19 protein-coding genes and 1 tRNA gene are annotated in these 19,773 nt (G+C 69.6%); 11 read left to right on the plus strand and 9 right to left on the minus strand.

Annotated elements, in window-relative coordinates; all coding sequences use genetic code 11:
* Positions 1–190: 190 nt before the first annotated feature.
* Positions 191–400 carry a hypothetical protein gene (locus tag AC0Z9V_RS17775; protein WP_133083144.1) on the minus strand — a complete coding sequence of 70 codons (210 nt, stop codon included), beginning with the start codon at positions 398–400 and terminating at the stop codon, positions 191–193.
* A gap of 170 nt (positions 401–570) precedes the next feature.
* On the opposite strand from AC0Z9V_RS17775, the gene AC0Z9V_RS17780 reads away from it, so the two are divergent.
* The 3 genes from AC0Z9V_RS17780 (at position 571) to AC0Z9V_RS17790 (ending at position 5,316) form a co-directional block, all read left to right on the plus strand.
* The gene (locus tag AC0Z9V_RS17780; protein WP_485142338.1) at positions 571–1,725 is read left to right on the plus strand and encodes a baeRF2 domain-containing protein; all 1,155 of its coding nucleotides are present in this window, start codon (positions 571–573) and stop codon (positions 1,723–1,725) included.
* Between the two features lie 3 nt (positions 1,726–1,728).
* On the plus strand, positions 1,729–3,513 hold the full coding sequence (locus AC0Z9V_RS17785) for a thiamine pyrophosphate-requiring protein (RefSeq protein ID WP_485142339.1): 1,785 nt from the start codon (positions 1,729–1,731) through the stop codon (positions 3,511–3,513).
* Between the two features lie 141 nt (positions 3,514–3,654).
* The gene (locus AC0Z9V_RS17790; protein WP_485142340.1) at positions 3,655–5,316 is read left to right on the plus strand and encodes a catalase; all 1,662 of its coding nucleotides are present in this window, start codon (positions 3,655–3,657) and stop codon (positions 5,314–5,316) included.
* A 30-nt stretch (positions 5,317–5,346) separates the two neighbouring features.
* Here the strand turns inward: AC0Z9V_RS17790 and AC0Z9V_RS17795 are convergent, their stop codons facing one another.
* From AC0Z9V_RS17795 to AC0Z9V_RS17805, 3 genes are all read right to left on the minus strand, one after another.
* Positions 5,347–5,619, minus strand: a complete 273-nt coding sequence (locus tag AC0Z9V_RS17795) for a hypothetical protein (RefSeq protein ID WP_133083140.1) — start codon at positions 5,617–5,619, stop codon at positions 5,347–5,349.
* Positions 5,620–5,755: 136 nt separating this feature from the next.
* Positions 5,756–6,661, minus strand: coding sequence for an SDR family NAD(P)-dependent oxidoreductase (locus AC0Z9V_RS17800; protein WP_485142341.1), 906 nt, complete (start codon positions 6,659–6,661; stop codon positions 5,756–5,758).
* A 269-nt stretch (positions 6,662–6,930) separates the two neighbouring features.
* Positions 6,931–7,122, minus strand: coding sequence for a hypothetical protein (locus AC0Z9V_RS17805; protein ID WP_208740554.1), 192 nt, complete (start codon positions 7,120–7,122; stop codon positions 6,931–6,933).
* Between the two features lie 107 nt (positions 7,123–7,229).
* On the opposite strand from AC0Z9V_RS17805, the gene AC0Z9V_RS17810 reads away from it, so the two are divergent.
* From AC0Z9V_RS17810 to rsgA, 4 genes are all read left to right on the plus strand, one after another.
* Positions 7,230–7,733: a metallophosphoesterase family protein gene (locus tag AC0Z9V_RS17810; protein ID WP_133083136.1), complete on the plus strand. Its 504-nt coding sequence runs from the start codon at positions 7,230–7,232 to the stop codon at positions 7,731–7,733.
* 94 nt (positions 7,734–7,827) lie between these two features.
* Positions 7,828–9,159, plus strand: a complete 1,332-nt coding sequence (locus tag AC0Z9V_RS17815; protein ID WP_485142342.1) for a multidrug effflux MFS transporter — start codon at positions 7,828–7,830, stop codon at positions 9,157–9,159.
* 118 nt (positions 9,160–9,277) lie between these two features.
* Positions 9,278–9,478: a hypothetical protein gene (locus tag AC0Z9V_RS17820; protein WP_459269520.1), complete on the plus strand. Its 201-nt coding sequence runs from the start codon at positions 9,278–9,280 to the stop codon at positions 9,476–9,478.
* Between the two features lie 197 nt (positions 9,479–9,675).
* Positions 9,676–10,731: a ribosome small subunit-dependent GTPase A gene (rsgA, locus tag AC0Z9V_RS17825; protein WP_485142343.1), complete on the plus strand. Its 1,056-nt coding sequence runs from the start codon at positions 9,676–9,678 to the stop codon at positions 10,729–10,731.
* 137 nt (positions 10,732–10,868) lie between these two features.
* Here rsgA and AC0Z9V_RS17830 read toward each other — a convergent pair.
* Positions 10,869–10,945 (minus strand) — tRNA-Thr (locus tag AC0Z9V_RS17830).
* A gap of 92 nt (positions 10,946–11,037) precedes the next feature.
* Positions 11,038–11,898, minus strand: coding sequence for a DsbA family protein (locus tag AC0Z9V_RS17835; protein ID WP_459269518.1), 861 nt, complete (start codon positions 11,896–11,898; stop codon positions 11,038–11,040).
* A gap of 120 nt (positions 11,899–12,018) precedes the next feature.
* Between AC0Z9V_RS17835 and AC0Z9V_RS17840 the strand changes: the two genes are divergently transcribed.
* From AC0Z9V_RS17840 to AC0Z9V_RS17855, 4 genes are all read left to right on the plus strand, one after another.
* On the plus strand, positions 12,019–13,518 hold the full coding sequence (locus AC0Z9V_RS17840; RefSeq protein WP_485142344.1) for an alpha,alpha-trehalose-phosphate synthase (UDP-forming): 1,500 nt from the start codon (positions 12,019–12,021) through the stop codon (positions 13,516–13,518).
* Entirely contained in the window at positions 13,508–14,314 is an 807-nt protein-coding gene (gene otsB, locus AC0Z9V_RS17845; protein WP_485142345.1) for a trehalose-phosphatase, read from the plus strand. Before AC0Z9V_RS17840 ends, otsB begins: the two co-directional genes overlap by 11 nt.
* Positions 14,315–14,419: 105 nt before the next feature.
* Entirely contained in the window at positions 14,420–15,508 is a 1,089-nt protein-coding gene (locus tag AC0Z9V_RS17850) for an ABC transporter ATP-binding protein (RefSeq protein WP_485142346.1), read from the plus strand.
* Between the two features lie 143 nt (positions 15,509–15,651).
* Entirely contained in the window at positions 15,652–17,013 is a 1,362-nt protein-coding gene (locus AC0Z9V_RS17855; RefSeq protein ID WP_208740546.1) for a DUF4032 domain-containing protein, read from the plus strand.
* Positions 17,014–17,070: 57 nt separating this feature from the next.
* On the opposite strand, the gene AC0Z9V_RS17860 is transcribed toward AC0Z9V_RS17855, so the two are convergent.
* The 3 genes from AC0Z9V_RS17860 to AC0Z9V_RS17870 all read right to left on the minus strand — a co-directional run bounded on the left by AC0Z9V_RS17860 (position 17,071) and on the right by AC0Z9V_RS17870 (position 19,615).
* Positions 17,071–17,613 carry a DUF4190 domain-containing protein gene (locus AC0Z9V_RS17860; protein WP_485142347.1) on the minus strand — a complete coding sequence of 181 codons (543 nt, stop codon included), beginning with the start codon at positions 17,611–17,613 and terminating at the stop codon, positions 17,071–17,073.
* Between the two features lie 101 nt (positions 17,614–17,714).
* The gene (locus tag AC0Z9V_RS17865; protein WP_485142349.1) at positions 17,715–19,082 is read right to left on the minus strand and encodes an FAD-binding oxidoreductase; all 1,368 of its coding nucleotides are present in this window, start codon (positions 19,080–19,082) and stop codon (positions 17,715–17,717) included.
* Positions 19,082–19,615 carry an SRPBCC family protein gene (locus tag AC0Z9V_RS17870; protein ID WP_485142348.1) on the minus strand — a complete coding sequence of 178 codons (534 nt, stop codon included), beginning with the start codon at positions 19,613–19,615 and terminating at the stop codon, positions 19,082–19,084. Before AC0Z9V_RS17870 ends, AC0Z9V_RS17865 begins: the two co-directional genes overlap by 1 nt.
* Between the last annotated feature and the right edge of the window lie 158 nt (positions 19,616–19,773).

The raw sequence follows: 19,773 nt of genomic DNA on the forward strand, positions 1-19,773 counted from the left end.
CCCCCCCCCCCCCCCCCCCCCCCCCCCCCCCCCCCCCCCCCCCCCCCCCCCCCCCCCCCCCCCCCCCCCCCCCCCCCCCCCCCCCCCCCCCCCCCGCCCCCCCCCCCCCCCCCCCCCCCCCCCCCCCCCCCCCCCCCCCCCCCCCGCTTCTGCGTTCCGGACCGCGAGGGGCCGCGCTACCGACCTCCGGTCAGCGCGTGCCCTCGACGACCTCGCCGAAGGGGATCTCCTTCGACGTCTCGGCTCCCCGGTCGAGAGCCTGGTTGCTGATCAGGATGCCGTGCTTGCCCTCCGCGACGGACTGCTTCATGACCATCAGCACCGTCTCGGCGAAGCCCTCGTCCTGGGCTTCGAGATAGCTGACGTAGGCGGGTGGGAAATTCTCGGGAACTGTGAGCATGCACCCACGCTACCCGCCGCCGCCCACGCGTGCCGAGCGTTTTTCAAGCCCGGGGGCAGACCAATCGGTCCTTCTCAGCAACCAGCCCCGGGTGATAGACCATCAGTGTCCTTAGTATTCCGGCGCTGACACCCGCGCCGGACGAACCACCGACATGACAGGGGATCTTCGTGACGCACGTACTCAAAGACCACGCCCATCTGTTCGAACGGCCCGGCCCATGGACCACCATCTATGTGGAGGGCAGCACCGGTACCGTGGACGGCCTGGCCAACGACGAGATCCTCCCCCGCAGCGTCGCCCAGGAGATGAAGGACGCCGGTGCTCCGGAACAGGACGTGGAGGCGGCGGTCGCCGCGCTCGGCACCACAGCGAAGGGCCTGCCCGACCCGGTGACGCGCTACCTCCTCGTGAACGACGGACAGGCCGTGGTCAACGAGTTCCTCCCCGGGAACCTGGTGGGCCTGACCGTGACCGCGACCGGCCCGATCCCCGACCTGACTCCCCTCGTCCGGCACACGCCCGAGGACTTCGCCTATATCGTGGCCGAAGTCGGGCACCACGGCGGTGAGGTGTACCTGCGGTATGCCGACGGCGATGAGGCCCACCTCATGGCGGGCGGACCGGACATGACGGTCGAGGGGGACACCGACCACACCCGCAAGCTCGGGAGCGGCGGCTGGGCGCACAGGCGCATGCAGCAGCATGCCGAGAAGGTCTGGAAGATGAACTCCCGCGAGGTCGCATCCGAGATCGACCGCATCGCTGCCGAGCACGACGCGCAGCTCATCATCGTGGCGGGTGACATCCGCGCGCGGCAGCTGGTCCATGACGAGGTGTCGCAGGAGTCCCGGGCCAAGCTCAGCATCATCGAGAGCAACACGCGCGCCGACGGCGCGGACGAGGAGACGTTCCTCGAGCAGGTCCAGCAGCTCGTGGCGCTCACGCTGGCCGACCGGCAGCACACCCTCCTGGAGCGTCTGGCCGAGAAGGAAGGCCAGGGCACGAGGACCTCCGCCATCGGTCGCGGAGCCGTCATCACCGCCCTGCAGCAGGCGCAGGTGGAATCCCTGCTCCTCGAGACCACGGCCTGGGACGGCGAGACCCTCCTGGCCCTCGATGCAGCGCCATGGGTCGCGGCGTCGGAGGCCGAGACCGCCGGTGCCGGCGTGCTCGGCCACGTGCCCGCCGTGTCCGCGCTGCTGCGCGCCGCCGCTCTCACGGACGCCCAGGTCACCATGTATCCGTCCGGCGCCCTCGAGGAGAAGCCGATCGCCGCCCTCCTCCGCTGGCCCACCGGCCCCGAAGTACCGGCAGCGGTCTAGCCGGTGGCGGAGGACACGGCGGCCGACTTCCTCGTCCGCCACCTCACCGCATGGCGTGTGGACCGGATCTTCGGCTACAGCGGCGACGGCATCAACCCCCTGCTCGGTGCACTGCGGCGGGCAGGGGGTCCGGCCTTCGTGCAGGCGCGCCACGAGGAGGCTGCCGCCTTCATGGCCGTGGCACACGCCAAGTACACGGGCGGGGTCGGGGTCGTCACCGCCACCCAGGGGCCGGGCGCGGTCCACCTCCTCAACGGACTGTACGACGCGCGGATGGACAGCGTGCCCGTCGTAGCGCTCGTCGGGCAGCAGAGCCAGACGGTGCTCGGGTCTGCGTACCAGCAGGAGATCGACCTCCTCAGCCTGTTCAAGGACGTGGCCTCCGAGTTCCGTCAGCAGGTGGCGGGCCCCCAGCAGCTGCCCATGGTCCTCGACCGCGCCTTCAAGACAGCTCTCGCGACGCGGTCGCCCGCCGTCGTCATCCTCCCGCACGACGTCCAGCAGGCTCCAGCTCCCAGGACACCCCACGAGCACGGCGTGGTGCCGTCGTCGCCCGTGTGGTCCATGGGCTGCGTGTCGCCCCGGGAGACGGACCTGCATGACGCGGCGGCCGTCCTGAACGCCGGCCGGAAGATCGCGGTGCTCGTGGGGCAGGGCGCTGCCCATGCCCAGCAGGAGGTCCTCGCCGTCACCGAGCGGCTGGGGGCGGGCATCACCACGAGCCTGCTCGGCAAGCCCTACGTCGATGAATCGCTGCCCCACGCCACCGGCACCATGGGGCACCTCGGGACCACGGCGAGCGCCCACCTCCTGGGCAACTGCGACACCCTGCTCATCATCGGATCGAACGATCCCTGGACCGAGTACTACCCCGCGCCGGGCCAGGCCCGTGCCGTCCAGATCGACATCGACCCGAAAGCCATCGGCAACCGCTACCCCGTCGAGGTCGCACTGAACGGTGACGCGGCGGAGACCCTGACCGCCCTGCTGGTGCTGCTGCACGGCCAGCAGGACCACAGCTGGCGCCGGGAGGTCGAGGAGCAGGTGCGCCGATGGCACCGGATCGCCACGGAACGGGCCCTGGTGCCGGCCCGTCCCGTGAACCCGGAGCGCGTGGTGCACGAACTCGACGCCGTGCTGCCGGGCGACGCGCAGGTCGCGGTCGACGTCGGGAGCTGCGTCTACTGGTACGCACGGCAGCTCCGGCTGCCCCGCGGGGTGCCCGCCCACCTGTCCAGCACGCTCGGCTGCATGGGTGCCGGGGTCCCCTACGGGATCGCCGCGAAGCTCGCCCACCCCCGGCGCCCCGTCGTCGTGCTCGCCGGTGACGGCGCCATGCAGATGGCGGGTCTCGCGGAACTCGTGACCGTCGCGAAGCTCTGGCGCAGCTGGCCGGATCCCCGCTTCGTGGTGTGCGTCCTGTCCAACCGCGACCTCGCAGAGGTCAGCTGGGAGCAGCGGGAGATGGAGGGCGAACCCCGCTTCGAGGACAGCCAGGCCCTGCCCGACGTCGATTTCGCGGCGCATGCGCGCCTGCTCGGGCTCGACGGCGTGAGGGTGGCGGATCCGGAGTCCCTCGCCGACGCGTGGCGGCGGGCATTCGCTGCCGACCGGCCCTTCGTGCTCGATGTCGTCACGGACCCGGACGTACCCCTCCTCCCGCCCTTCCCTGCCGGAGAGGCCAAGCTGGACCCGATGCGGACCGCTCTGGCCGGCGAACCGGAGAGCGGGGCAGCCGCCCTGCTGCAGCGGTACGCCGAGATCGAGCAGGGACCTGAAGGGGCCTAACACCGCCCATGGGAAGCGATACGGCCAGGCCGATACGGTGGTTGCCGCCCGTCCCGGCCTTCGGTAGCGTCGAAATCCGGTGCGGGGCGCTGCCGACCCTCGTCGCCGCAGGGAACCAGAGGCCGCTGTGAGGAGAACCCCATGACCGATGTCGCCAGCCAGCCGCCCGCCGAGGGCGATGACCGCGCAGTACTGACCAACCGCCAGGGCCACCAGGTCTACGACAACCAGAATTCCCGCACGGTCGGGGCCCGGGGCCCGGCGACCCTGGAGAACTACCAGTTCCTCGAGAAGATCAGCCACTTCGACCGCGAGCGCATCCCCGAACGCGTGGTCCATGCCCGCGGGTTCGTGGCGTTCGGCGAGTTCGAGGCGACGGGGATGTGGGGCGACGAGCCCATCGCCGCGTACACGCGCGCGAAGCTGTTCTCCGAGCCCGGCAAGAAGACCGACGTCGCCATCCGCTTCTCGACCGTCATCGGCGGCAGGGACTCGTCCGAGGCGGCCCGCGATCCGCGCGGTTTCGCCGTCAAGTTCTACACCGAGGACGGCAACTGGGACCTCGTGGGCAACAACCTCGCCGTGTTCTTCATCCGCGACGCCATCAAGTTCCCCGACGTCATCCACTCGCTGAAACCGGATCCCATCACCTTCCGGCAGGACCCGGCGCGCATCTTCGACTTCATGTCGCAGACGCCCGAGTCCATGCACATGCTCGTGAATCTCTTCAGCCCACGCGGCATCCCGGCCGACTACCGCTCCATGCAGGGCTTCGGGGTGAACACCTACAAGTGGGTCAACGCGGACGGTGACACCAAGCTGGTCAAATACACCTGGCAGCCGCGGCAGGGGGTGAGGAGCCTCACCGAGGAGGACGCCGCGAACATCCAGGCGACGGACCTGGGTCATGCCTCGAGGGACCTCTACGAGGCCATCGAGCGCGGTGACCACCCGCAGTGGGACCTGTACGTGCAGCTGATGGACGACCGCGACCACCCCGAACTCGACTTCGATCCGCTCGACGACACGAAGACCTGGCCGGAACAGGACTTCGAGCCGAAGCTCGTGGGGACCATGACGCTCAACCGGAACGTCACCGACCACCACAACGAGAACGAGCAGATCTCCTTCGGCACGGGCGTGCTCGTGGACGGACTGGACTTCTCCGACGACAAGATGCTCGTGGGACGCACGTTCAGCTACAGCGACACGCAGCGCTACCGGGTGGGCCCGAACTACCTGCAGCTGCCCGTGAACTCCGCCAAGAACGCCCCCGTCCACACCAACCAGCGCGGCGGCCAGATGTCCTACGGCACCGACCTCGCTCCGGGGCAGAACCCGCACGTGAACTACGAGCCGTCGATCACCGGGGGCCTCCGGGAGGGCGAGTACCCCACGCATGACGAGCAGGGCCCGGAGATCTCCGGGCGCCTGACCCGCCAGCGCATCCCGCTCACCCAGGACTACCTGCAGGCGGGCCAGCGGTACCAGCTGCTCGAGCAGTGGGAGAAGGACGATCTCGTCGCCAACTTCGTGACGCTGATCGGGCAGGCGGCCCGTGCGGTGCAGGAGCGCATGGTCTGGCACTTCTACCTGGTCGACGACGAACTCGGGGCCCGCGTCGGCGAGGGACTCGGGGTCGGACTGGCCGACGTGAAGGACCTGCCGCCGCTCGCCAGCCAGACCCTGTCCGAGGAGGAGCTGGAGCGCCTGAAGAACCTGGGCAGCAACGGTCCGCGGGATGTCGAGGGCCTGACGATGACGCACTGCGTGCCGAACGAGCACGTCGTCGTCACCCGCTAGCCGGCCCCCGCGGCGGGGAGGCGTCGGTGCCTAGCGCCGACGCCTCTCGGCTGCCTGCCGCCCGAGCTCGGCCACGGCTGCTGCCGCCACCACCAGGGACAGCGCGACGACGGCGAGCATCACGTACAGGAGGACGAGCGTGGTCATGGGCGACGACGCGGTGTGCAGGATCCGCAGACCGCCGAGCAGCCCCACGGCCCAGAAGACCCCGACTCCCGCGAGGGCGTAGGCCGCCCGTCTGCGCCCGCGATCGAACCCCATACCCCGGGCGCACTGCGCCAGGAGGCCCTGCCATTGATTCATACCTCAACTATGGAGGTGCGCCCGTGGCGCGACGCTCGCGGGCGAACGTCGTGTCCCTCACATTGACAGCGCCCCGGGGGGCATGCTGTGCGGCGAGCGTGCCCGCCGGCCCGGCAGGCCGCTGTCCGGACCGGCATCAACCGCCGGGAGTGCGCCGGAGCCACGACAGGAGCCGCCAGCCGCCCGTGACACCGGTGAGCGTCCGGTCCGGCTCGAACAGGTTGCCCGGCGCTGCCGCCGCCGAGCCCTTCTTCACCGCGAGCGTGCGGTAGGCGCGGGCGACCACCGGCTCGTACACGGCCGGTGCCAGCGCCCGGGCGTAGACGAATGCCGACTGGATCCGGCCCACCTGCACCAGGCGGCGGGGACGGCGCGAGACGCGGACGATCGCCCGGGCCACCCTGACCGGGTCCGTGACCGGCGGTAGCGGGCGGACGGGATGACCGGTGTAGTTCGCCGCATGCTGGTGGATGGGTGTGTCGATCGTGGCCGGCAGGACGGCGCAGACGTGGATCCCGGGCGCGTCCCTCAGCTCCATCCGGAGCACCTCCAGGAAACCGAGGAGCCCGAACTTGCTGGTGACATAGGGGCCGACGAGTGGCGAGGTGATTCTCGAGTAGACCGACGCGACGGACACCAGGACCCCCCGGCCCTGGGTGCGGAAGACCCGCAGGGCTGCACGCGCCCCGTACACCTGGCCCAGGAGGTTGACGTCGATGATCCGGTCGAAGACCTCCGATGGCGTCTGCTCGAAGGTGCCGAAGCTGTACAGCGAGGCGTTGCCCACCCAGACGTCGATACCGCCGAACGTGCGGACGGCGGCGTCGGCGAGGCGGTCGACGTCGTCCTCGATGCCGACGTCCGTGGGCACGACGATCACCGCGGCCCCCCTGCCGCGGCACTCGGCGGCCACCGTCTCCAGCGTCCGCGCGTCGCGCCCGGCGAGGACGAGCCGGGCTCCGTCCGCCGCGAACAGTCGCGCCGTCGCCCGGCCGATACCGCTCGACGCGCCCGTGATGACCACGGTCACCGTGTCAGTCACCGTGGCAGTCATCGTGCCTGTCCCGACCGGCCGATCATCACCGGCCCTGTCGCGGATCGCCGTCCTTCGGGATGTCGGGATCGATCGAGTCGGCCTCCTGATGGTGGTGCGTCACCTTCTCACGAAGCCCCTGCGCATCCGTCTGCCTCTCCTGGGCCTGTCGGCGATGACGGCCAGGAGGACGACGACCCCGACGACGATCCACACCACTTGACTCGTATCCATGACCGGCTCCTTCACTCGTTGGTGGCGCCCATGCGCCGGGGTGTCTAACCGCCGAAGCCGCCGAGGCCGGGGATCTTGCCCAGCAGATCCTTCGGGGTGATGCCGAACCGTGCGAGGAGGTCCGCGTGCTGCTCCGGATCCACCCGGTCCGGGAGTTCGGACCCGGCCTGGTCGGCGTGGTCGTCCTTGCCCTGGCTCTTCAACAGTTCGATGATCTGCGACTTGTCGATCTGCATTGCTGCCTCCTCGCGGTGTCCCGCATCATTAGTAAGCGTGCTTACGAAAGCATGGCACAGGGCCCTCCACTTGTCACTGGTACGGGGGGACCACCGACAATGGCTGCATGCCCCTCACCCTGACGCTGCTCGCCGACACGCACCTGCCCAAGCGCGCGAAGGAGCTCCCTGCGGAGGTGTGGGCCGCCGTGGAGTCCTCCGACGTCGTCGTGCACGCCGGGGACTGGACCGAGGAAGCCCTGCTGGACGAACTGGAGTCCCGCGCCGACCACCTGATCGCCTGCTACGGCAACAACGACGGCGACGGCCTCCGGGCGCGGCTGCCCCTGGTCGCGAGGGCGGAGCTCGACGGCGTACGCCTCGCCGTCGTGCACGAGACGGGCCAGAAGCAGGGGCGCGAAGCACGCATGGCTGCGCTCTACCCCGACGTCGACGTCCTGGTGTTCGGCCACAGCCACATCCCGTGGGACACCTCCGCCGACTCCGGGCTGAGGCTGCTCAATCCGGGCTCCCCCACCGACCGGCGCCGCCAGCCGTTCTGCACCTACATGACCGCCGTCATCGACCCACGAGGGGTCGAGGCCGAACTGCACCGGCTGCCGGCGCGCTAGCCCGGGACACGATCCCTGTCCAGAAGGATCATCCGATGAAGAGCCTTCCCCAAAGACCTGTTCGGTCGGTCAACGATCCGCCTAGGGTTTCAGGGTGAGCACAGCGAGGACGGCAGGAACCGGGACCATTCCGACACGGCGCTCGAGCATCAAGTGGATACTGATGCTCGGCGCCCTCGCCGCGCTGCCGGCGATCACCACCGACATGTACCTCCCGTCCCTGCCCGTCGTGGCGGAGGACCTCGGGACGACGCAGGCCGCAGCGCAGTTCACGATGTCCGGCATGCTGATCGGGGCCGGCGTGGGCCAGCTCGTCATCGGACCGTTCTCCGACCGGTTCGGACGGCGCCTGCCGCTCCTCATCGGCATCTCACTGCACGTCGTGACGTCCGTCCTGTGCTCCATCACACCCGACATCGAGACGCTGATCGGGCTGCGCGTCTGCCAGGGCTTCTTCAATGCCGCCGCGTCGGTCGTGGCCATCGCCGTCATCCGCGACCGCTTCGTGGGCTCGGACGCGGCCAGGCTGCTGTCCCGGCTGATGCTCGTCATCGGAGTGGCGCCGCTCTTCGCGCCGACCGTCGGGCAGGCCATCTCCGGTGCGTGGCAGTGGAGGGCCGTGTTCTACGCGCTCGCGCTGATCGGGCTCTTCCTCGTCCTGATCGTCTGGAGGTTCATGCCGGAGTCGCTGCCGCGGGACCAGCGGCGCCCGGGCAACCCGCGACAGGTCGCCGGGGGTTACGCGGCCCTGCTCCGCGACCGGCACTTCATGGCCCTCGCGGTGATTCCCGGCCTCGGGCTCGCCGTGATCATGAGCTACGTCGTCGGCTCCCCCTTCGTCTTCCAGGACGAGTACGGCCTCGACCAGGGACAGTTCGCCGCGGTGTTCGCGCTCAACGGCGCGGCGATCGTCGGTTCGGCCCAGCTCAATGCGGCCCTCGTGCGCCGCGCCGCACCGATCCGGGTCCTCAGGATCTCCGTGATCGTGCAGATGGTCTGCGCCCTCGTCCTCCTGGCCATCGCGCTCACCGGCTTCGGCGGAATCGTCGGACTCGTCGCCGGCCTGTGGCTCGTCCTGGGGACGCAGGGCATGATCCCCGCGAACGCCTCGGTCCTCGCACTGCACAACTACGGGCACATGGCCGGCACCGCCGCCGCCGTCATCGGCTCCCTCCAGTCCGGGGTGGCGGGACTCGTCAGCCCGTTCGTCGGTCTCCTCGGCGGCGACTCGGTGGCCATGGTGTGCGTGATGCTCGTCGCCGTGTCACTCACCCTGATGGTCCTCGCCGTCGGGACGCCGGCCTACCGCACGGGCGGCTGGCGCGAGCGCGACGGCATGGAACCGGGACCGACCACCTCGGCCGCCGGCACCGAGGAGCGCGAGGCGGAACAGGTGGAGGCCCAGGGCCCCGACCAGCGCGGCTGACACCGACACGTCCACGGGGCGTTCGGACCCCGACGCGGGAGCAGTACCTGACACACCGCCCGCACTCTGGGACAATGGAGCACCTGTGTTCGCGGCCGCCCATGACGAGAGGAGTGCCATGACCGTCCTGCAGATCGCCCTCCTCCTCGGCGCCGGGATCGTCGTCTGGTTGCTCGCGGTGGTCCTCATCGTCGTGTGGGTGATGGGGATGAGCCGGAACTCCGCGGTCGACGACGAGAAGTTCCGGCGTGATCTGGCCCGGGAGAGGCGCAGGGCCGAGCGCAGGGCCGCGGCGAAGGCGGACAAGACCTCCGCCTGATCATCTCCGGTCCTGGTCCCACCACCACGGACAGGACTAGCATGGGGGTCCGCCGGTTCCCCGAGCCGCGATCCGTAGGAGGAGGTGGAGTCATGGTCCCTGACGTTGCGCAGTGCGCCGCCGCCCTGATCCGCCCCGCCTCCCTCCCTCTCCCGCACTAGCCGCGCCCGTGGGAGGCCCTCAGCAGAGGACCTACGTTGGACACTCTCGTGCAGTACGGCTTCACCGACCGCGTCGACGGTCTCTTCTCCTCCTTCGCACCCACGGCCGGCACACTGCCGGCCCGGGTCATCCGGGCCGATCGCGGCCGCGTCCTGCTCGCCCGGCCTCAGGGCCTCCTCCACCTCGACGGCGACGGCGGATTCGTCACCGGCGACTGGGTCGGGGTGCGGGACGACGGCGGGTCCCCGGCCGTCGTGTGTGCCCTGCCCCGCTGGTCCACCCTGCAGCGCAAGCGCGCCTTCGACCCCTCGTCCCAGGCCCAGGTCCTCGGCGCCAACATCGACCTGGTCGGCGTCGTCGTCCCCCTCGACCGGCCGCTGTCGACCAATCGACTCGAACGGACCCTCGTCGCGGCCTGGGACTCGGGTGCCGTGCCGATCGTCATCCTCACGAAGGCCGATCTGAGCACCCGGTTCGACGACGTCGTCGCCGAGACGATCGCCCGCGTGCGCGGCGTGGAGGTACTCACGACGTCGGCGGAGGCAGCCGACGGTCTCGAGGAGTTGCGCGGGCGGATCGGCACAGGGCAGACCCTCGCCCTTCTCGGGCCGTCCGGCGCCGGGAAGTCGAGCCTGATCAACGCGCTCACCGGCGAGGACCGGCAGGACACGGGAGCGGTGCGGGCCGGCGACGGCCGGGGCAGGCACACGACGACGGCGCGGGAGCTGGTTCCTCTCGGCGACGGCGCCGTCGTGATGGACACGCCGGGACTCCGGGGGTTCGCCCTGTGGGACGCCGAGGACGGGCTGTCGGAGGTGTTCGGGGACGTCGAGGCGCTCTTCCCCGACTGCCGTTTCCGGGACTGCGCCCACGACCGCGAACCGGGCTGCGCCGTGCACGCGGCCATCGGGTCGGGCGTGCTGGAGGAACGGCGCTGGCTCAGCTACCGGAAGATGGAGCGCGAACTCGCGAGCCTCCACCGAAGGCAGAGCGTCGCGGAGCAACGGCGACGCACGACGTCGTCCCATCGGCCGCCCCGCGATGCGGGGATGGGGAAGGACGACCGGAACCGGCCTGCCGACGATCGCTGAGCGGGACGCCGTCGAACTGTACGAAGCGCGCCGAGGACGCCGTCAGGCATGCGCGGCTGCAGCCGGCTGCCGAGACGGGCAGCTCTGACATGGCAGAACCCTCCTGCCAGGGGTTCTGCTGGTCAGGAGGGTTCGGATGGAGCCCCCTGTCGGATTCGAACCGACGACCCCCGCTTTACAAGAGCGGTGCTCTGGCCAACTGAGCTAAGGAGGCGTGCTGACCGGGCCAGCGGCGCCGCCGCCCTCCCGAGGGGGAGGTGACGCCAGCGCTCAATAAGGGTAGCCCAGCCCCGGCACCGCGGGAAATCAGCCGCGCGCATCCAACTGCGCCTGGACCGCCGTCTCGAGATCCTCGACGGCGTTCGGCACCACCTCACCGTTCACGTACACGGTGGGCGTTCCGCCGACCGCCGCGGCCTGTGCTGCCTCGGTCGTGTACTTCACCCAGGGCCGGAAGGTACCGTCCTCGACGCAGGACGAGATGTCCCCCGCGCCGGCATCCGCGGCGAGCGCCACGAGGCCGTCGTCGTCGAGCTCCCCCTGCTCGTAGTGCGCGAACAACCGCTGGTTGACGTCGAAGTACACCTCGGGCGCGGAATCGGCCACACAGGCGACGGCGTTCGCAGCGCGGGAGGAGTACTCGGTGCTGCTGGTGCGGTCGAGGTAGGCCACGGTCCGGTACTCGAAGGTGATCTCGCCGCCGTCCAGCCACGAGAGGATCTGCTCGGAGTGCCGCGCCTCGAAGTCCGCGCAGTGCACGCAGTTGACGTCGACGTAGGCCACCACCTGCAGGGGGCCGTTGGTGACGGAGGTGATGCCCTCCGGCACCGTCCCCTCGGCGGCGGGCTCCCCGGGCAGGGTCGCGACGTCGACCGCGTCGGTCCCCGTCGGCGCCGTGTCCGTGCTCGACAGGAGCGTGATGCCACCCTGGGCATTGCCACCCTGTGGTGCCGGCCCGGCATCGGGGACCCGTCCTCGCACGGTGTCGACCACCACGAAGGCGATGACCGCGACGACGACGAGGGCTGCCACCACGACCCCCCACCGGGCGAGGAACCCGTTCCGGCGGTCCTTGCGCTGCTGCTCCTCGCGCGCCAGGCGCTCGCGTTCACGGCCGGCGGCGGCGCGTTCGGCTTTGGTCGGTTTGCGTGCGGGTGCGGGTGCCATCAGTCCTCTTCGTCGGCCGTGCGGTGGCGACAGTTTATCGGCCGTTGCTTCAAGCCCCCTGGGACGCCGGACCGCGGGGAGCACGACCCGATAGAGTCACGTGGAAGACCAACTACCGCGATGGAGCCCGTTTTGAGCGCAGCACAACCTTCGACCACGCCAGGGGTCATCCCGACGTTCTCCACGGACGGCGGGTTCGGCGACTTCGACTTCATCGTCGTGTCCAACCGGCTCGCGGTGGACCGCGTCGTCGACGAGCACGGCGCCAGCGCGTGGCGCCGTTCCCCGGGCGGCCTGGTGACGGCACTGGCGCCGGTGATGGCGAAGGCCGACGGCGCCTGGGTGGGCTGGCACGGAGCTCCGGACGAGACGCTCGAGCCGTTCGACGAAGCCAACATGCGCCTCGTCCCGGTGCCGCTCAGCGCGGAGGAGGTGGAGCTGTACTACGAGGGTTTCTCCAACGCCACCCTGTGGCCGCTCTACCACGACGTCATCGCCTCCCCCGAGTTCCACCGCACCTGGTGGGATTCCTACCGCAGGGTGAACGAGCGCTTCGCGGAGGCGACCGCGTCCGTGGCAGCGGAGGGGGCGACGGTCTGGGTGCAGGACTACCAGCTGCAACTCGTCCCCCGGATGCTGCGGGAGGCCCGGCCCGATCTGAAGATCGGCTTCTTCAACCACATCCCGTTCCCGCCGCTGGAGATCTACGCACAGCTCCCGTGGCGCCGACAGGTGATCGAGGGGCTCCTCGGCGCGGACCTGATCGGCTTCCAGCGCCCCAGCGACGCGAGCAACTTCCTCCGCTGCGTGCGCCGCTTCAAGGGCTACACGATCAAGGCCCAGCAGGTGCAGGTGCCTGCAGGCGACGACGGCACGTCGGCCTACGTATCGCGGGCCGAGGCGTTCCCCATCTCCATCGACACCGCGTCCATCACCGAGCTGGCGCAGCGTCCGGACGTGATCGAGCGGTCGAAGGAGATCCGGCGCGAGCTGGGCGATCCGCAGCACATCCTCCTCGGCGTCGATCGCCTCGACTACACGAAGGGCATCGGCCACCGGCTCAAGGCCTACGGGGAACTGCTCGAGGACGGCGCCATCACGGTCGAGGACGCCGCCCTCATCCAGGTGGCCAGCCCGAGCCGCGAGCGCGTGGAGCAGTACCGGATCCTGCGTGAGGACATCGAGGGTGCCGTCGGCCGGATCAACGGCACGCACGACACCATGAAGAACACCGCCATCCGGTATCTCCACCACAGCTATCCGGTGGAGGAGATGGTGGCGCTCTATCTCGCCGCCGACGTCATGCTCGTCACCGCCCTGAGGGACGGCATGAACCTCGTGGCCAAGGAGTACGTCGCCGCCCGCACCGGCAACACGGGCATGCTCGTCCTGAGCGAGTTCGCCGGAGCCGCGGACACCCTCCGCCAGGCGATCCTCGTCAACCCGCACGACATCGACGGGTTGAAGAGCGCGATCATCTCCGCCATCTCGATGCCGAAGGCGGAAGCCATGCGGCGCATGCGGCTCATGCGGCGTCAGGTGGTCCACAACGACGTCGAGCGCTGGTCGCACGCCTTCCTCGACGCCCTCCACTCCGGGAGCCCCACCGATGGTGACTGATGCCGGGCTCGGCGCAGCGCTCCGAGCCCTCTCCTCGACACCGCACCTGCTCGTCGCGCTGGACTTCGACGGCACACTCGCACCGCTGGTGGAGCGCGCCGAGGACGCCCGCGCGCTTCCGGCGTCGGCCGCGGCCCTCCGCGCGCTGGCCGCCCTCCCTGACACGACGACGGCACTCATCTCCGGCCGCGCCCTCGACAGTCTCCGGATCGTCGCGGAGCCTCCGGCCGAGACCATGCTCATCGGCAGCCATGGCGCCGAGACCTGGACCGGACCCGACGGCGCACCCCTGGCCCTCACCCCGGAACAGCAGGAGCTCCTGCGGCGAGCCGTCGACGTCGTGGAACGGACGGCGGCAGGGCATCAGGGGACCCTCGTCGAATACAAGCCGGCCGGCGTCGTCCTCCACACCAGGACCGCAACCGACGACGTCGCCGATGCCGCAGTCGGCGCAGCGCGTACGGGGCTCGCGGCACTCGGGGAGCTGAGCATCACCGATGGGAAGCGCGTCCTCGAGATCTCGGTGGTCCGGGCGGACAAGGGCCAGGGACTCGCCCTGCTGCGGGAGGCGACGGGCGCCACGGCGGTCCTGTTCGCGGGAGACGACGTCACGGACGAGGACGCCCAGCGCACGCTCGGTCCGGGCGACGTCGGCGTGCGGATCGGGCCGGGCCCCACCGCCGCGTCCTTCACGGTCGATTCCCCGGAGGACTTCACCGCGGTCCTCGAGGAGCTGGTGGCCCTGCGGACGGCGGATGCGTCATCCCGGGGAACGTGTCATACTACGGAAGCGTGACCGACGTCACCGGTACTGCTGGCGGGTCGCGCACTCCAACTGAATATCTTTCCATTCACTACGGATCGTCGGGCACGTACCTGCCCGTGAAAAGGAACCAACACCATGGCAACGGTAACGTTTGACCAGGCCACGCGCCTGTACCCGGGCACCGAGAAGCCCGCCGTCGACAAGCTGAACATCGACATCGCCGACGGCGAATTCCTCGTCCTCGTCGGACCCTCCGGCTGCGGGAAGTCCACCTCCCTGCGAATGCTGGCCGGCCTCGAGGACGTCAACTCCGGTCGCATCCTCATCGGTGACCGCGACGTCACGGACGTCCCCCCGAAGGATCGCGACATCGCGATGGTCTTCCAGAACTACGCTCTCTACCCGCACATGTCGGTCGCCGACAACATGGGCTTCGCGCTCAAGATCGCCGGTGTCTCGAAGGAAGAGCGTGCGGGGCGTGTCCGCGAGGCCGCGAAGCTCCTCGACCTCGAGGACTACCTCGACCGCAAGCCGAAGGCACTCTCCGGCGGTCAGCGCCAGCGTGTCGCCATGGGCCGTGCGATCGTCCGTAACCCGCAGGTCTTCCTCATGGACGAGCCGCTGTCGAACCTCGACGCGAAGCTGCGCGTGCAGACCCGCACCCAGATCGCCTCGCTGACCCGCCGCCTCGGAGTCACCACGGTGTACGTGACGCACGACCAGGTCGAGGCCATGACCATGGGTGACCGTGTCGCGGTCCTCAAGGACGGAATCCTCCAGCAGGTCGACACCCCCCGCAACCTCTACGAGCGCCCGAAGAACGTCTTCGTGGCCGGCTTCATCGGCTCTCCCGCGATGAACCTCCTCGAACTGCCCGTGGCCGACGGCGGCGTCCTCTTCGGTGGCATCGTCTACCCGGTCCCGAGCAGCGTCCTGGACGCGGCCGCCGGCAACACCGTCACCCTGGGTGTCCGGCCCGAGGACCTCGTCCTCAGCAGCACCGGCGAGGGCCTGCAGGTCGAGGTCGACGTCGTCGAGGAACTCGGCGCCGACGCCTACATCTACGGTCACACCACGCTCGACGGCAAGGACCACGACATGGTCGTCCGCGTCGACGGCCGCCGCCCGCCGATGAAGGGTGACAGCGTCTATGTCCGCCCCGAGCAGGGCCACGTGCACCTGTTCGACACGACGAGCGGTCTCCGCCTGGCAGAGACGGTCTAGCTCCTCGCGGACTGCGCACCACGTACGACGACGGCGGTGGCTTCGCCGGGCATCCCCTGGATACCCGGCGGACGCCACCGCTTCGTTTAACGGCAACTACCCTTGAACCAGGACCATCCCAGCCCTACCTCGAAGGCAGCACCATGACAGAGACCTCGAACGCCCAGTGGCATGACGAGCCGACGGACTACGACCAGACCGGCAAGCTGCCGCGGCTGCGGCCCGCTTCCGCGGAGGCCCCGAGTCTCGGGTCCCTGAACATCACGGCGGCAGCCACCGACCCGGAACTCCTCGACCTCCCCTGGCACATCGCCCTCGAGGAGTGGCCCGCGAGTGCACTCGCCGCGCTCCCGCGCGGCATCTCCCGGCACATCGTGCGCTTCGCCCATCTCGGCGGGTCCGTGATCGCCGTCAAAGAGACCAGCGAGCACATCGCCCGCCATGAGTACCACATGCTCCGCAAGCTCCAGCGCCTGGATGTGCCGTGTGTCGAACCCGTCGCCGTCATCTCCGGCCGCACCACGCCCGAGGGGGAGGACCTCGACCCGGTCCTCGTCACCCGGCACCTCAAGTTCTCGCTGCCCTACCGTGCCCTGTTCTCGCAGACCCTCCGCCGGGACACCCTGACGCGCCTCATCGACGCACAGGCGCTGCTCCTCGTACGCCTCCACCTGATCGGCTTCTACTGGGGCGACGTCTCACTGTCGAACACGCTGTTCCGCCGTGATGCCGGTTCCTTCGCGGCCTATCTGGTCGACGCCGAGACAGGTGAGCTCTACCCGGAGCTGTCGACCGGCCAGCGGGAGTACGACCTCGAGATCGCGCGCGTGAACATCGCAGGCGAGCTGATGGACCTCGCCGAGGGCGGACTCATCGAGGAGAAGGTGGACCCGCTCGCGACGAGCGAGCTGATCATGGACAGTTACCGCCGCCTCTGGAGCGAGCTGACCGAGAAGGAGTCCTTCGAGCTCGGCGAACGCTGGCGGGTGGGCGCTCGTATCCGGCGGCTCAACGAGCTAGGGTTCGACGTCGAGGAGTACGCGATCAAGACGGCCGCGAACGGCACGCAGATCCAGCTGCAGCCCAAGGTCGTCGATGCCGGACACCACAGCCGTCGTCTGCTCCGGCTGACAGGCCTCGATGCGCAGGAGAACCAGGCGCGGCGCCTCCTGAACGACATGGACGCCTACCGCGCAGACAACAACCCCACCCTGGACGAGGAGTTCAGCGCCCACCTCTGGGTGAACGAGGTGTTCGAACCCATCGTCCGCGCCGTTCCACGCGAGCTCGGCGGGAAGCTCGAGCCCGCCGAGGTGGTGCACGAGGTGCTGGAACACCGGTGGTACATGTCCGAGCGCGAGGACCGGAACGTACCGATGGCCGAAGCCGTGCAGTCCTACCTCGACGACGAATTGCGCCACCGGCGCGACGAGGCGGAGATCATGCTGACGGCCGACGCCAGGACCATCGGCATCGACGAGGACTCGGAGTACGGGGACAACTAGGCATAAGGAAAGGACCGGCAGCACGATGGCTGCCGGTCCTTCGTCATACTGGAGCCGCTACGGGCACTCGACCGGCTGGCCCTGTACCGTGACCGGCGTACCTGTCGGCTGGCCCTCGCACGCCTGAATGATCTGCTGGGCAAGATCTGCCGCGAAGCTGGCGATCACGATGATCAGGACCGTCCAGAGAATCGTCAGGAGCGCCCCGACGATGATCCCGGCCAGGGCGAGTCCGTTGCCCATGCCGGCCTTTCGCGACTTCACGAAGGCGACGATGCTGACGATGAGGCCGATCGGCGCGAGGAAGATGGCGAGAATGAGACCGACGATCCCGAGCGTCCGGCCCGGGTTCTCTGCGGGCTGCCCCTGGTAACCCTGCTGGCCGGGGTAGTTGCCCGAGCCCGACCCGTACTGGCCCTGCTGGCCGTAGGGCGATGCAGACTGCTGTCCGTACGATCCCTCGTTCTGGCCGTACTGCGGCTGGTTCTGGCCGTACTGCGGCTGGTTCTGGCCGTACTGCGGCTGGTTCTGGCCGTATTGCGGCTGGTTCTGCTGGCCGTAGGGCGAGTTGCCCTGCGATCCGGGATTGTTGTCAGACATGCTGCCCCCAGGGGAAGAGATGGAAAAAGACGGAGTTTTCCGGCAATTTCTTGAACAGTATCACTGGGCAACAGGCGGCATCCGGAACTGCGGCGCAACAATCAGGAGACGATCGCCTTCCCCGGATTCAGGATGCCGAGCGGGTCGAAGACCTGCCTGATCCGCGCCTGCAGATCGAGGATCTCCGACGACTGTTCCCAGGCCAGCCACCTGCGCTTGTACTGCCCGACGCCGTGTTCGCCCGTGATCGTCCCGCCGAGGTCGAGGGCACGCCGCACCGACTCGTCCAGCGCATCCTCGAGCCGCTGCCGTGCCTGCTCCCCCTCGCTGCGCTCCACCCAGAACGTCGGGTGGAGGTTGCCGTCCCCGGCGTGGGCGACCACCTTCAGCCGGACCCGATGGCGCACGGCCATCGCCTCCAGATCGGCCACATAGTGGACCAGTCGGGACTTGGGCACCGCGACGTCCTCGCCCACCCGGTACAGGTCGTCGACTTCGTCCCCGCGGCTGTGCCGCCGCAGGTCCACGAGGCGGTCGGCCTCTTCCGACCCTTCGTCGCTGACGCTCGCTCCCAGCGCGGCCAGGGCCGATCTGATGGCCTCGGCCTCGGCTGCCGCCCCGTAGCCGTCGGTCCGGACAAGGAGGAGTGACCCACCCCGTCGCCGGAGGTCCGAGCCGTGGGCGCCGTCGAGCGCTTCGAGGGTACGACCATCGAGGAGCTCGAGGATCGCGGGCTGCACACGGGCACGACCTATCGCGAGGACGCCGGCCGCTGCCTGCGGGAAGTCGTCGAAGAAGGCCGCCAAGGTGTGCACCTCGCGCGGCAGGTACCGCAGTCGGACCGTGATGCCCACGATCACTCCCAGGGTCCCCTCGGATCCGGTCATGAGGGCGGTCAGGTCGTATCCCGCAACACCCTTGAACGTCCGGTGCCCCGTCGAGACGAGGGTGCCGTCGGCGAGGACGACGTCGAGGGCGAGGACCGAGTCCCGGGTCACGCCGTACTTGGCGCAGCGGAGCCCCCCGGCATTCGTCGCGACATTCCCACCGATGGTCGACCAGCGGTAACTCGCCGGGTCCGGGGCGTACATCAGGCCGTGCTCTGCGACAGCCGCGTTGAGGTCGGCATTGATCACGCCCGGCTCGACGACGGCGGTCTCGTCGTCGGGGTTCACCTCGACGATCCTGGTCATGAGTTCGAGCGACAGGACCACGCTGCCCGGCGTCGCGTGCGCTCCGCCGGAGACGCCGGAGCCGGCGCCACGGCTGACGACGGGCACAGTGTGGCGGGTGGCCCATCGCAGCAGTGCCTGCACGTCCTCGACGGAACGCGCTCGGACGACCGCGCTGGGCAGGGTGGGGTGCAGGACCGGCCCCTGATCACGGGAGTATGCCAGCAGGTCGGCGGAGGTCGTCGACACGCGGCCGGGCAGGGTCGCCGTCAGCTCGTCGAGGAGCGAGGCGTGCATCATGATCCGCCCATGAAGCGCCGGTACCGAGCGAGGGTGTCGGGCCAGAAGCTCGTGTAGAACTCGTAGAGGTCCTGCGGATCCGCCGCCATCCAGCCGCTGTGGATCAGTGTCAGGCGCGTTCGGGCCGGTGCGTCGTCCGTTCGGCCGTCCCCAGCGGTGCGGTCTCGACCCGGGCGGTCCAGCGCGTCTTCGACGTCCTCCGCCATCTCCATCCGCACCTGCGTGGCCGACGTGGAGCCGACGTGCTTCCAGCGAAGCTCGAGCCATTGTCCTGGCTGCCCGTCGACCATCTCACCCCAGACGTTCTCGTCATCCTGCGAGGACGTCTCCACGAGGGCGTTGTCCTCCAGATCGAAGAAACTGTCCTCTCCCCATCGGCTCAGCTCCCCCGCGGGCCACCACAGATGCAGGTGCTCGGTCAGTCCGGCCCAGGCATGATCACGGGGAGCCGGCACGGAGACTTCCATGTGCAACGCCGCCCGCTCGGCCGGCTCCGTCGCCGAGGAGGGGTGTGAGAACAATCCACTCATAGTTCGACCCTACCGCTGTGGGCTGGATGCCCCGTGCCGGCCCGGCGCGGTTGGGGGGTGTGGTTTAAGTGGGGAAGGCCCCGCACCTGGTGGTGCGGGGCCTTCCCGTTGGAGTGTTGTCCGGCGGTGTCCTACTCTCCCACACTCTCTCGGGTGCA

It is taken from the genome of Arthrobacter sp. UYP4 (genome assembly GCF_057291175.1).

Coding starts and splice junctions, on each gene's coding strand:
- AC0Z9V_RS17775 (WP_133083144.1), bottom strand. CDS start 400: ATGCTCACAGTTCCCGAGAATTTCCCACCCGCCTACGTCAGCTATCTC.
- AC0Z9V_RS17790 (WP_485142340.1), top strand. CDS start 3,655: ATGACCGATGTCGCCAGCCAGCCGCCCGCCGAGGGCGATGACCGCGCA.
- AC0Z9V_RS17795 (WP_133083140.1), bottom strand. CDS start 5,619: ATGAATCAATGGCAGGGCCTCCTGGCGCAGTGCGCCCGGGGTATGGGG.
- AC0Z9V_RS17805 (WP_208740554.1), bottom strand. CDS start 7,122: ATGCAGATCGACAAGTCGCAGATCATCGAACTGTTGAAGAGCCAGGGC.
- AC0Z9V_RS17810 (WP_133083136.1), top strand. CDS start 7,230: ATGCCCCTCACCCTGACGCTGCTCGCCGACACGCACCTGCCCAAGCGC.
- AC0Z9V_RS17820 (WP_459269520.1), top strand. CDS start 9,278: ATGACCGTCCTGCAGATCGCCCTCCTCCTCGGCGCCGGGATCGTCGTC.
- AC0Z9V_RS17835 (WP_459269518.1), bottom strand. CDS start 11,898: ATGGCACCCGCACCCGCACGCAAACCGACCAAAGCCGAACGCGCCGCC.
- AC0Z9V_RS17840 (WP_485142344.1), top strand. CDS start 12,019: ATGGAGCCCGTTTTGAGCGCAGCACAACCTTCGACCACGCCAGGGGTC.
- otsB (WP_485142345.1), top strand. CDS start 13,508: ATGGTGACTGATGCCGGGCTCGGCGCAGCGCTCCGAGCCCTCTCCTCG.
- AC0Z9V_RS17850 (WP_485142346.1), top strand. CDS start 14,420: ATGGCAACGGTAACGTTTGACCAGGCCACGCGCCTGTACCCGGGCACC.
- AC0Z9V_RS17855 (WP_208740546.1), top strand. CDS start 15,652: ATGACAGAGACCTCGAACGCCCAGTGGCATGACGAGCCGACGGACTAC.
- AC0Z9V_RS17860 (WP_485142347.1), bottom strand. CDS start 17,613: ATGTCTGACAACAATCCCGGATCGCAGGGCAACTCGCCCTACGGCCAG.
- AC0Z9V_RS17865 (WP_485142349.1), bottom strand. CDS start 19,082: ATGCACGCCTCGCTCCTCGACGAGCTGACGGCGACCCTGCCCGGCCGC.
- AC0Z9V_RS17870 (WP_485142348.1), bottom strand. CDS start 19,615: ATGAGTGGATTGTTCTCACACCCCTCCTCGGCGACGGAGCCGGCCGAG.